10 protein-coding genes and 1 pseudogene are annotated in these 11,350 nt (G+C 66.9%); 9 read left to right on the top strand and 2 right to left on the bottom strand.

Annotation, left to right across the window (positions count from 1 at the left end):
* Positions 1 to 66: 66 nt before the first annotated feature.
* A complete protein-coding gene (locus U5809_RS17695) occupies positions 67 to 1,026 on the bottom strand; it encodes a LysR substrate-binding domain-containing protein (protein ID WP_322087488.1) in 960 nt (319 codons plus the stop codon).
* A 184-nt stretch (positions 1,027 to 1,210) separates the two neighbouring features.
* On the opposite strand from U5809_RS17695, the gene U5809_RS17690 reads away from it, so the two are divergent.
* From U5809_RS17690 to U5809_RS17680, 3 genes are all read left to right on the top strand, one after another.
* Entirely contained in the window at positions 1,211 to 2,344 is a 1,134-nt protein-coding gene (locus tag U5809_RS17690) for a M20 aminoacylase family protein (RefSeq protein ID WP_322087627.1), read from the top strand.
* Positions 2,345 to 2,418: 74 nt separating this feature from the next.
* Entirely contained in the window at positions 2,419 to 3,201 is a 783-nt protein-coding gene (locus U5809_RS17685) for an ABC transporter substrate-binding protein (RefSeq protein WP_322087487.1), read from the top strand.
* Between the two features lie 53 nt (positions 3,202 to 3,254).
* The gene (locus U5809_RS17680) at positions 3,255 to 4,439 is read left to right on the top strand and encodes a porin (protein WP_322087486.1); all 1,185 of its coding nucleotides are present in this window, start codon (positions 3,255 to 3,257) and stop codon (positions 4,437 to 4,439) included.
* A 48-nt stretch (positions 4,440 to 4,487) separates the two neighbouring features.
* Here U5809_RS17680 and U5809_RS17675 read toward each other — a convergent pair whose 3' ends face one another.
* A complete protein-coding gene (locus U5809_RS17675) occupies positions 4,488 to 5,507 on the bottom strand; it encodes an NAD(P)-dependent alcohol dehydrogenase (RefSeq protein WP_322087485.1) in 1,020 nt (339 codons plus the stop codon).
* 126 nt (positions 5,508 to 5,633) lie between these two features.
* Here U5809_RS17675 and U5809_RS17670 point away from each other — a divergent pair, with 126 nt between their 5' ends.
* The 6 genes and pseudogenes from U5809_RS17670 (at position 5,634) to U5809_RS17645 (ending at position 11,334) form a co-directional block, all read left to right on the top strand.
* Complete coding sequence (locus U5809_RS17670) at positions 5,634 to 6,587, top strand: LysR substrate-binding domain-containing protein (protein ID WP_322087484.1); 954 nt, start codon at positions 5,634 to 5,636, stop codon at positions 6,585 to 6,587.
* Positions 6,588 to 6,616: 29 nt separating this feature from the next.
* Positions 6,617 to 6,739: a hypothetical protein gene (locus U5809_RS17665; protein WP_322087483.1), complete on the top strand. Its 123-nt coding sequence runs from the start codon at positions 6,617 to 6,619 to the stop codon at positions 6,737 to 6,739.
* 70 nt (positions 6,740 to 6,809) lie between these two features.
* Complete coding sequence (locus U5809_RS17660) at positions 6,810 to 7,703, top strand: DMT family transporter (RefSeq protein ID WP_322087482.1); 894 nt, start codon at positions 6,810 to 6,812, stop codon at positions 7,701 to 7,703.
* 127 nt (positions 7,704 to 7,830) lie between these two features.
* On the top strand, positions 7,831 to 9,138 hold the full coding sequence (locus tag U5809_RS17655; protein ID WP_282507725.1) for an MFS transporter: 1,308 nt from the start codon (positions 7,831 to 7,833) through the stop codon (positions 9,136 to 9,138).
* A gap of 20 nt (positions 9,139 to 9,158) precedes the next feature.
* Positions 9,159 to 9,239: pseudogene (locus U5809_RS17650) on the top strand (short-chain dehydrogenase); the annotation flags it as partial.
* A 136-nt stretch (positions 9,240 to 9,375) separates the two neighbouring features.
* Positions 9,376 to 11,334, top strand: coding sequence for an arylsulfatase (locus U5809_RS17645; protein WP_322087481.1), 1,959 nt, complete (start codon positions 9,376 to 9,378; stop codon positions 11,332 to 11,334).
* Positions 11,335 to 11,350 lie beyond the last annotated feature (16 nt).

Genomic DNA, 11,350 nt, shown 5'->3' with positions numbered 1-11,350 from the left:
CGGCACCGGTGCGTGGTGAGCCGGTGCCGCGGCAGGTCGCGATTTGGGCCGTGACGGCGCAAGCCGTCAGATCAGCAGCGACACCGTCCTGAACAGTGCGAGATCTTCCTTGCGTGCGGATCTTGCATGCCGGCGGATCACCTGCAGCAGGCACTCGATGAAGCAGCGCGCCGCGTCGCTCAGCGTGCTGCTGCGGCGCGTGACGATCCCGAGGTCGCGCGGCTCGAACGTCTCCTTCAGCGGCAAGGGCCGCATCCGTTCGCCGAACGGCGGCACGGCCGCGAGAATCGTCGGGCACCACGTGCACATGTCGGCCTGTTCGAGCATCGTCTGCAACATGACGACCGACTGTGCACGAACGATGCGCCGTTCGTCGATCCGTGCACCATGGCGCGTGAACAGATAGTCGACGAGTGCGGCCTGCCCGTCGGCCGCGAAATTCAGCACCCAGTCGTTGTCGAGCAGGTCGTGGATCGACCGCGCGCGTTCGAGCGGATGGCCGGCACGCACCATGACCGACGTCTCGTAGCGCAGCATCGGTTCGCAGGCAAATTCCTGCGTGCCGGCCGGCGGTACATGCCCGAGCGCGAAGTCCATGCTGCCGTCGCGCAGCAGCGGCTGCGCGACGGCCATCAGCGCTTCGTGGAGTTCGAGGCGCACGTCGGGCATCCGCTTGCGGAACAGCAGAACCGTCTCCGCAAGAAACGTCGTCGCGAGCCACGGCGTGATGCCGATGCTCAGCCGGCCTTCGACGCGACCGCGCATCCGTTCGAGATCGCTCTGCGCGAGTTCCAGCTGCTTCAGCACGAGCTTCGCATGCGTGAGCAGCGTTTTTCCGTAGTCGGTGAAGCCGATGCCTTCCGGCGCGCGCACGAGCAGCGGCAGGCGCTCGCTCGCTTCCAGTTCGCGCAGCGCGCGCGTGACGGCTGCCTGCGACAGCCCGAGCGCACGCGCCGCGCCGCGAATGCTGCCGGCCTCCGCGCTCGCGACGAGGGCCTGCAACTGATGCAGTTTCATGCTGCTCATGGCGTGATACCCGACAACGAAAGGTTGTCATCATAACGAAAGCGCGGCTGTTCGACGGGATTTCCGCTGCATACGATTCGGCCACGATTGGTCATCGGAGCAATCGGCAACCGGAACGTGCAAAGGAGAATCAGGGTTGGAACAAAATCCTATCCAGCCGGAAATGGCCGCCATCGAAACGGAGATGATCGCGCTGCGTCACCGGCTTCATGCGCATCCGGAACTCGGCTTCGAAGAGCATGTGACGAGCGATCTCGTCGCTGGTTTGCTGACAACATGGGGTTATCAGGTCACACGAGGAATCGGCGGCACGGGCGTGGTCGGCACGTTGACGCGCGGCGTCGGGAAACGGCTCGGGTTGCGCGCGGATATGGATGCGCTGCCGATCCAGGAGACGACCGCGCTGCCGCATGCCAGCCGACACGATGGCGTGATGCACGCATGCGGACACGACGGTCATACGGCAATGCTGCTCGCGGCGGCCCGCTGTCTTGCCGGGCGTGCGCGCTTCACCGGTACGTTGAACCTGATTTTCCAGCCGGCCGAAGAAGGGCTCGGCGGCGCGAAGCGGATGATCGACGACGGATTGTTCGTACGGTTTCCGTGCGATGCGGTATTCGCGATGCACAACGTGCCGGGCCTGCCGGCCGGCGTTCTCGGCTTCTGCGACGGCCCGGCGATGGCATCGGCCGACGAGGTGCACGTGCGCGTGATCGGGCGCGGCGGGCATGGTGCCGCGCCGCACACGGCGGTCGATCCGGTGGTCGTGTGCGCGTCGATCGTGATGGCGTTGCAGACGGTCGTGTCGCGCAACGTGAATCCGCAGGATCTCGCGATCGTGTCGGCCGGCTCGATTCATGCGGGCACCGCGTCGAACGTGATCCCGTCGTACGCGGAACTGGCACTCAGCGTGCGTGCGCTGTCCCCGGACGTGCGTGCACTGCTCGAACGATGCATTCGCGCGATCGTGCACGGGCAGGCCGCGAGCTACGGCGCCACGGTCGAAATCGACTATCGGTACGGCTATCCGGTGCTCGTCAACCATGCGGCGGAAACGGCATTTGCGCGCGACGTGGCCCGCGAATGGGGCGGCGACGCGGCGCTGATTCCGCACATGCGGCCGATCGCGGCGAGCGAGGATTTCGCGTTCATGCTCGACGTCTGCCCCGGCAGCTACCTGTCGATCGGCAATGGCGTTGGCAACGGCGACGGTGCGACCGGTTGCGGGCTGCACCATTCAGGCTACGACTTCAACGACGCGTGCCTCGCGACGGGCGCGAGCTACTGGATCGCGCTGGCGGAGCGGTATCTCGCGTGATGCCGCATACACGATGAACCGGCGCCTGACGCGCCGGACGATTTCGATTCATGCTTCACACAAGGAGACAGGCAATGAAACAGTGGATGGCGGTACTCGCGGTGGCGCTGGCGGCAGGGACGGCGCACGCCGGCGACTGGACCGGCAAGGAGATTCGGCTCGGGGTCGATCCGACCTATCCGCCGCTCGAATACAAGCTGCCCGACGGCACGTTGACGGGCTTCGGGATCGACATCACGAATGCCATGTGCGCGGAACTGCATGCACATTGCGTGTGGGTCGAGTCGAGCTTCGACGGGATGATTCCCGGCCTGCTCGCGCGCAAGTTCGACGTGATTGCGTCGTCGATGACGATCACGCCGAAGCGGATGCAGCAGATCGCCTTCACGAACCGCATCTCGAATGCGCCTGCGCGGCTGATCGCGCACAAGGGCTCGCCGCTGCTGCCGACGGCCGATGCGCTGAAAGGCAAGCGCGTGGGCGTCGAGCAGGGTTCCGCGCAGGCCGATTACGCAATCGCGAACTGGCAGCCGGCTGGCGTACAGGTCGTGTCTTACCAGAATCAGGATCAGGTCTATGCCGATCTCGTGTCGGGGCGACTCGACGCGGCGTTTCAGGCGTCGATCGCAGCCAGTGACGGCTTTCTGAAGAAGCCGCAGGGCAAGGACTACATGTTCGTCGGCGCACCGATCGGCGACGTGAAGTATTTCGGACAGGGCGACGGGCTCGGCCTGCGCAAGCAGGATAACGACCTGCGCGACGCGTTCAACCACGCGCTGGCGACGATCCTCGCGAACGGCACGTACCGGAAGATCAACCAGAAGTACTTCGACTTCGACATCTACGGCACGAAGTAACCGTATCGAACCAGGTGTGTGCGAAGGAATGAGAATATAAATAAGGATACCAAATGAACTGGAGAACGTTTTTCGTCGCGATTCCGGCGCTGTGCGCAGCACCCGCGTTCGCGCAGGGTAGTGTCACGCTTTACGGCCTCGTCGATGCGGGCATCGACTATACGAACAACGTCGGCGGCCATGCCGCGTGGCAGATGGCGAGCGGCTTCGCGCAAGGAAGCCGCTGGGGGCTGAAGGGTACCGAAGATCTGGGCGGCGGATACAACGCCGTGTTCCAGATCGAAAACGGCTTCAACGTGAACAACGGCACGCTCGCACAGGGCGGACGCATGTTCGGGCGGCAAGCGTACGTGGGGCTGGGCAGTACGCGCTACGGCACGCTGACGCTCGGTCGGCAATACGATTCGGTGGTCGACTATCTCGCACCGACGACCGCCAACGGCAGCTGGGGCGTCTATCCGTTCTCGCACCCGCTCGACAACGACAACACGGGCAACACGTTTCGTGTCAACAATACGGTCAAGTACGCGAGCCCGGATTTCTCCGGCTTCTCGTTCGGCGGCACGTACAGCTTCAGCAATGACACGGGCTTCGCGAACAATCGCCAGTGGAGCGTCGGCGCGCAGTACGAGCAGGGCGGCTTGCTCGTCGGTGCGGCCTTCCTGAACGCGGACAATCCGGGCGCGACATCGGGCGGCGGGATCGCGGGTTCCGGATCGGTCGGCGCCGATGCGAACTTCGTGTCGGCGCGGCTGCGGATCTTCGGTGCGGGCGTCAACTACACGGCCGGGCCCGCGACGGTCGGATTCGCGTACACGAACAGCAACGTCACGCGGCCCACGGCGAACGTCGGATACCTGTTCGGCGACGAGACGATCGAACCGTCGACCGGGCCGCTCGCCGGCGGCACGGTGACGTCGATCAAGTACCAGAACTTCGAAGTGAACGGGAAGTACCAGTTCACGCCGGCCCTGTTCGTCGGCGCGCAGTACGTGTACACGACGGTGCGCTACGACGCGACGACGGGCGCGGCGAAGCCGAAGATCCATTCGATTGGCCTGATGGCCGACTACAACCTGTCGAAGCGCACGGACGTCTACCTGATGGGCGCGTACCAGCGGATCGCCGGCGATGCAACCGGTTCGTCGCTTGATCAGGCGTACGTCCCCGGCGCGGCCGACTTGTCATCGAACGGGAAGCAGTTGATGGTCCATGCGGGGATCCGGCACAAGTTCTGACGAACCCGGGCCGGAAGGCGGCGGACGGCAGCCCGCCACCTTTTTCGATCACTGCGCGACGCGAATCACGACCTTCCCGAAATGCTGGCCGGACTGCAGGTGCGCATACGCCTGCGGCGCTTCGTCGAAGCCGAACACGCGATCGACCACCGGCTTGATCCGCTTCGCATCGACGAGCCGCACGACGTCGTCGAGCATCGCGCGGCTGCCGACCATGAATCCGTGCAGTTGCCGGACGCCGCCGATCAGCGACAGCAGCCCGAGTTCCGGCCCGCCGAAGCTGCTGAGGCCGCCGATCACCGACACGATGCCGCCCATCTTCGTCGCGGCGACCGAGCGCGGCAGCGTATCGCGGCCACCGACTTCGACGACCAGATCCGCGCCGACGCCACCGGTGAGCCGCAGCACCTCATGCTGCCATTCGGGCGTGGCGAGATAGTTGATCGTTGCGTCCGCACCGAGCGTGCGGGCGCGTTCGAGCTTCGCGTCGTTCGACGAGGTCACGATCGTGCGCAGCCCGGCCGCATGCGCGAGCTGCAACGCGATGATCGACACGCCGCCCGTGCCGAGCAGCACGACGGTCGCGCCCGGCCCCAATCCGCCGTCGACGAACAGCGCGTTCCAGGCGGTGATGCCCGCGCATGACAGCGTCGCTGCTTCGTCGTAATCGAGATGCGCGGGAATCGCGACCAGCGCGGCTTCGTCGGACACGAAGCGTTCGGCGAGTACGCCATCGAAATGCGAGCCGGCCGACCCCGAGACTTTCCGCGGTGTGGCCGGCCCGTCGATCCAGTGCGGGAAATATGTGTTGATCACGCGATCGCCCGGCTTGAATCGCGTGACGTCGCGGCCGATTTCGACGACTTCGCCGGCGCCGTCGGCGACAGGGATCAGCGCTTCCGTGCCGATGCCGAGATAGTCGCCGCGCGCGAACATCAGGTCGCGATAGTTCAGCGCGGCCGAGTGGATCTTCACGACGACGTCGGTCGGCCCGAGCGCGCGCGGTGTCGCGTCGATGCGCCGAAGCCCGGCGATGCCGTCGCCCGGTTTCACTTGCCATGCGTGCATGTCCACTCCTTTTCGAGATAGTCCGGACTATCATAGTGTTGCGTACGAGGATGCATTGGCGAGAATTCGGCCAACGATTGTCGCCAGTACGGACACAAGCCAGTCATCCCACCGGAGCGGAATTGCATGGACGAGCGGTTGAGAGGCGTTGCCGAATTCGTCGACGTCGTGGAGTTGGGCAGCTTCGCGGCGGCGGCGCTGCGCTTCGGCATGACGCGTTCGGCCGTCGCGAAGATCGTCGCGCGGCTCGAACACCGTCTCGGCGTGCGCCTCCTGCAGCGCACGACGCGCCAGCTCGGGCTGACCGACGAAGGGCTCGTCTATTACGAGCAATGCCGGCGGCTGCTGGCCGAACTCGGCGAGACGGAGGCCGCGCTCGACGCGGGCCGCCGCGAGCCGGCCGGGCGCGTGCGGATCAGCGTGCCGGTGCTGTTCGGCCGGCAATGCGTGGCGCCCGTCGTGCGGCGCCTCGTCGAGCGGTTTCCACGGCTCGAAATCGACATGTCGTTCAGCGACCGCGTGGCCGACCTCGTGAACGACGGCTTCGACATTGCAGTACGCATCGGCGCGCTGGCCGATACGAGCGCGCTCGTCGGCCGGAAGCTGGGCGTGCAGCGCATGGGCATTGGCGCGTCGCCCGCGTATCTGGACCGCCACGGGCGGCCGTCGGGGCTCGATGAACTCGCGTCGCACGTCGGCATTGCGTATTCGCGCGGCGGGCAGCCGACGCCGTGGCGGATCATCGGTTCGGACGGCGCCGTGCACGACCATCGCACGGCCGGCCGGCTGCGGTTCGACGACCTGCAGGCGATCGCCGATGCGGCTGCCGCCGGCGCGGGCCTCGCGTGGCTGCCGTGCTGGCTGATGGCGCCTTACGTGCGCGACGGCCGTCTCGCGCTCGTGATGGATAGCGACAGCGTGTCGGGTGCCGAGGTCTACGCGGTGCGGCCGGCATCGCGCCATGTGCCGTCGAAGGTGCGCGTCGTCATCGACACGCTGGTCGACGAGATTCCGTCCATGCTGGCGTCCGACGACGCCGATGGCGAGCGCATACCGCAGCGCAGCGCTCACGCTTCGTAGCGAGACGGCACGCTCGGTTGGCGCGGCGTATGATCACCCGTACAACGAACGGGTGGGGGCACGCTGTCATGAACAGGAAGCTGCAGGTGTCGATCGTCATCGGCATCGTCGTGACCGTGCTGAACGTCGTGTATCACCTGATCCGTCGATGATGCGCCGACCCGCGCGCGACCCCGGCGCGAACGGGGCAGACGCTCGCCAGGCACCGCAAGGCGCACGCGCATGACAGCGATCGATCCCCCGGTGGCCGCGCGACAACCCGGCTGGCTGCGCTTCGCGCCCGCGCTGTTCCTGCTGCTGTGGGCCAGCGGCTTCGTGTTCCTGAAGCTCGGCCTGCGTTATGCCGATCCGCTCACGTTCCTTGCGCTGCGCTATGCATGCGTCGTGGCGTTGCTCGCCGGTCCGTTCCTGTGGTTGCGCCCGCCGTTGCCGCGCACGCGGCGCGCATGGCGCGATCTCGTCGTCGTCGGGCTGCTGCTGCAGGCCGGCTATTTCGCATTCACGTACCTGAGCCTGAAGCTCGGCATGTCGGCCGGCGCGGTCGCGCTCGTCACGTCGCAGCAGCCGATCCTCGTCGGGCTGCTCGCGCCGATGATCGCGGGCGAACGCGTCGGCGCGCTGCGCTGGCTCGGGCTCGCGCTCGGCGCCGCGGGCGCGGTGCTCGTGATCCTCGCGCGCTCGTCGGTCGCGGTGGCTTCGCCGTGGGCGCTGGCCTTTGCACTGCTTGCACTCGCGTGCATCACCGGCGGCACGCTGTGGGAAAAGCGTTTCGGCACCGACGTTCACCCGGTCACCGCGAACCTCGTGCAGTATTCGGTCGGCCTGGCCGTCACCGCGCCGCTCGCGTTTGCGCTCGAACCGATGCACGTCGAATGGACGGCCGACCTCGCCGGGTCGCTGGCGTACCTCGTCGTCTGCAACTCGCTGATCGCGATTTCGCTGCTGCTTGCGATGGTGCGCTATGGCGAGGCGTCGCGCGTGTCGGCGCTGTTCTTCCTGATTCCGCCCGCGACCGCGCTGATCGCGCTGGTGGCGCTCGGCGAGACGATCGGCGCGCTCGCGTGGCCGGGCATGGCGCTTGCGGCGGCCGGGCTGTTTCTCGTGATGCGTTACTGAACGCACGTGCCCGGCGGCGTCTCACATATCGAGAAGGCGTCCCGGTAATTGACGCGAATTTCATGGGCCTCCTAGACTCGCTTGCATGACGCCGCGCCCCACGCGAGACGATCCAGGAGACATGCCGATGAATGCCGCCAACCCGCAGTTGCACGCCGCGACGATGCGACGCCTGAACCTGCGCCTGATCCCGTTCCTGATGCTGTTGTACCTCGTCGCGTACATCGACCGCTCGAACATCTCGGTCGCGGCGCTGCAGATGAACGCCGACCTCGGCCTCAGCGCCGAAATGTACGGGCTCGGCGCGGGGCTGTTCTACGTGACCTACATCCTCTTCGAGGTGCCGAGCAACCTGTTCCTCGCGCGCGTCGGCGCGCGCCGCTGGATCGCGCGGATCATGATCACGTGGGGCATCGTCGCGGCAGCGATGAGCGCCGTTCATACGCCGGGGCAGCTCTATGCGATGCGCCTGCTGCTCGGTGCGGCCGAAGCGGGTTTCACGCCGGGCATCATCTACTACCTGTCCGCGTGGTACCCGCAGAGCGATCGGGCGCGCGCGATGTCGTTCTTCTATATCGGCGCGACGCTCGCATCGGTGATCGGGCTGCCGCTGTCCGGCGCGCTGCTGAACCTGAACGGCGTGCTCGGCATCGAAGGCTGGCGCTGGCTGTTCCTGCTCGAAGGCGTGCCCGCGCTGCTGCTCGGGTTCGTCGTGCTGCGCCGCCTGCCGGACACGCCCGCGCATGCGCGCTGGCTGCCGGCCGACGAGCGCGCGTGGCTCGAAGCGACGCTGCGCGACAGTGCACCGCGCGAGCACCTGTCGCATGGCGTCGCACTGCGGCGTGCGTTCGGCGACGGGAAGGTGTGGGCGCTCGCCGCGTTCTGGCTGCTGCAGGCATTCGGCACGATCGGCCTCACGCTGTTCCTGCCGCTGCTCGTGAAGAGCTTGTCGGGACAGTCGAGCTTCGCGGTCGGCAGCCTGTCCGCGCTGCCGTTCCTGTTCGCGTGCGTCGCGATGTATCTGAACGGCCGTCATTCGGATCTCGGCGGCGAACGCGCGCTGCATCTCTGTGTGCCGATGCTGCTGGCCGGCGCGCTGCTGGTCGCGGCGATCTATACGCCGGTGCTGCCGGTCGCGTATGCGCTGCTCGTGCTCGCAGTCGGTTTCAACTGGGCCGCGACACCGGTGTTCTGGGCCGTCACGACCGAATACGTGTCGGGCCTCACCGCCGCCGCATCGATCGCGCTGATCAACGCGGTCGCGAACATCGCGGGGCTCGCGCTGCCGCCGGTGATGGGTCGGATCAAGGACGTCACGCATTCGTACGATCTCGCGCTGCTGCTCGTCGCGGTCGCATTGCTGGCAGGCGGTGTGCTTGCATGGCGGATCGCATCGCGGCGTGCGATGCCGGTGGCGGCGGGGCGGGCGGGCTGATCGACTTCCGCGTGCGTGAGTTCCTGTCCGACGAAGCGGGCTTCGTCACGGGGCAGGTGCTGTCGGTGGACGGCGGCGTCAGCCTCGGCGGGCGCGGCTGACGTACCGCGGCGCGACGCGTGCCGGGCGGTGCGCATCGCATATTCCCACACCCCGTTAGCATGTGACGAATCCGACTTTGGGCGCCGCGCGGGCGACGCTAAGATCGCCGATCCCGTAGATCGAGCGTCAACAATAATGAAAAAGTCCGCTTCGCCGTTGCATGCTTTCCGTTTCCGTATCGTCTGCGCCGCGATTGCCGGCGCGGTGTCGCTCGCCTCGTGCGGCGGCGTCGACAGCGATTCGCCGCCTCCGCAGGCCAATACCACGCCGCCGCAAGCCGCGAAACGCCCGAACATCCTGTACATCATGGCCGACGACCTCGGCTATTCCGACATCCATGCGTTCGGCGGCGAGATCAACACGCCGAACCTCGACGCGCTCGTCGCATCGGGCCGCATCCTGTCGAACCACCACACGGGCACCGTCTGCGCGATCACGCGCGCGATGCTGGTGTCCGGCACCGATCACCATCTCGTCGGCGAAGGCACGATGGGCGTGCCGACCGACGAGCGGCGCGGGCTGCCCGGCTACGAGGGCTACCTGAACGATCGCGCGCTGTCGTTCGCGCAACTGCTGAAGGACGCCGGCTACCACACGTATATCGCGGGCAAGTGGCACATCGGCTCGGGGATCGTCGGCAGTGCGACGGGCAGCGGGCAGACGCCTGACCAGTGGGGCTTCGAGCGCAGCTACGTGCTGCTCGGCGGCGCGGCGACGAATCACTTCGCGCACGAGCCGGCCGGCTCGTCGAACTACACGGAAGACGGCCGCTACGTGCAGCCTGGCCAGCCCGGGCAGCCGGGCGGTACGGGCGGCAGCCCGGCCGTGTTCTATTCGACCGACTTCTATACGCAGAAGCTGATCTCCTACATCGATTCGAACCAGCGCGACGGCAAGCCGTTCTTCGCCTACGCGGCCTACACGTCGCCGCACTGGCCGCTGCAGGTGCCCGACCCCTGGCTGCACAAGTACGCGGGCGTATACGACGCCGGTTACGACGCGATCCGCAACGCGCGGATCGCGCGGCAGAAGGCGCTCGGCCTGATTCCCGCCGACTTCAAGCCGTTCGACGGCCTGCCCGAAACGACGGCCGCGTCGCCCGCGACCGCGAACAACGGTGCCGCGAACGCGAAATACATCAGCGCCGTGCATTCGGCCGCGGACGGCTACAGCGATTACGGTGCGGGCAAGGTCGACAAGCTGTGGTCGAGCCTGTCGCCGGCCGAGCGAAAGGCCCAGGCGCGCTACATGGAGATCTACGCGGGGATGGTCGAAAACCTCGACTACAACATCGGCCTGCTGATCCAGCACCTGAAGGACATCGGCGAATACGACAACACGTTCATCATGTTCCAGTCGGACAACGGCGCGGAAGGCTGGCCGATCGACGGCGGCGCGGACCCGACGGCAACCGACACCGCGAACGGGCAGGATCCGATCTATTCGACGCTCGGCACCGACAACGGCAAGCAGAACGCGCAGCGCCTGCAGTACGGGCTGCGCTGGGCCGAAGTGAGCGCGTCGCCGTTCCGGCTCACGAAGGGCTATTCGGCCGAGGGCGGCGTGTCGACGCCGACGATCGTGCGGCTGCCTGGCCAGTCGCAGCAGTTGCCGACGCTGCGCGCATTCACGCACGTGACCGACAACACGGCGACGTTCCTCGCGGTCGCGGGCGTCACGCCGCCGTCGCAGCCCGCGCCGCCGCTCGTCAACACGCTGACGGGCGTCGACCAGAACAAGGGCAAGGTGATCTACAACAACCGCTACGTGTATCCGGTCACGGGCCAGTCGCTGCTGCCGGTGCTCACGGGCTCGGCGACGGGCGAAGTGCACACGACGCCATTCGGCGACGAAGCGTACGGCCGCGCCTACCTGCGCAGCGCCGACGGCCGCTGGAAGGCGTTGTGGACCGAGCCGCCGCTCGGGCCGCTCGACGGTCACTGGCAACTGTACGACCTCGCGTCGGATCGCGGCGAGACGACCGACGTGTCGGCGCAAAACCCGTCGGTGATCGGCACGCTCGTCGACCAGTGGAAGACCTACATGAGCAACGTCGGCGGTGTCGAGCCGCTGCGTCCGCGCGGTTACTACTGATAGCGGGGACGACACG

The sequence above is a fragment of the Burkholderia sp. BCC1999 genome (genome assembly GCF_905339975.1).
GTDB lineage: Bacteria > Pseudomonadota > Gammaproteobacteria > Burkholderiales > Burkholderiaceae > Burkholderia.
Note: the sequence above shows the minus strand (reverse complement) of the source record. Positions and strands in the feature narration are given on the sequence as shown.

Excerpts from the sequence above, each read along its gene's own strand:
- U5809_RS17695 (WP_322087488.1), bottom strand. The coding sequence starts at position 1,026 with ATGAGCAGCATGAAACTGCATCAGTTGCAGGCCCTCGTCGCGAGCGCG.
- U5809_RS17690 (WP_322087627.1), top strand. The coding sequence starts at position 1,211 with ATGATCGCGCTGCGTCACCGGCTTCATGCGCATCCGGAACTCGGCTTC.
- U5809_RS17685 (WP_322087487.1), top strand. The coding sequence starts at position 2,419 with ATGAAACAGTGGATGGCGGTACTCGCGGTGGCGCTGGCGGCAGGGACG.
- U5809_RS17680 (WP_322087486.1), top strand. The coding sequence starts at position 3,255 with ATGAACTGGAGAACGTTTTTCGTCGCGATTCCGGCGCTGTGCGCAGCA.
- U5809_RS17675 (WP_322087485.1), bottom strand. The coding sequence starts at position 5,507 with ATGCACGCATGGCAAGTGAAACCGGGCGACGGCATCGCCGGGCTTCGG.
- U5809_RS17670 (WP_322087484.1), top strand. The coding sequence starts at position 5,634 with ATGGACGAGCGGTTGAGAGGCGTTGCCGAATTCGTCGACGTCGTGGAG.
- U5809_RS17665 (WP_322087483.1), top strand. The coding sequence starts at position 6,617 with ATGATCACCCGTACAACGAACGGGTGGGGGCACGCTGTCATGAACAGG.
- U5809_RS17660 (WP_322087482.1), top strand. The coding sequence starts at position 6,810 with ATGACAGCGATCGATCCCCCGGTGGCCGCGCGACAACCCGGCTGGCTG.
- U5809_RS17655 (WP_282507725.1), top strand. The coding sequence starts at position 7,831 with ATGAATGCCGCCAACCCGCAGTTGCACGCCGCGACGATGCGACGCCTG.
- U5809_RS17645 (WP_322087481.1), top strand. The coding sequence starts at position 9,376 with ATGAAAAAGTCCGCTTCGCCGTTGCATGCTTTCCGTTTCCGTATCGTC.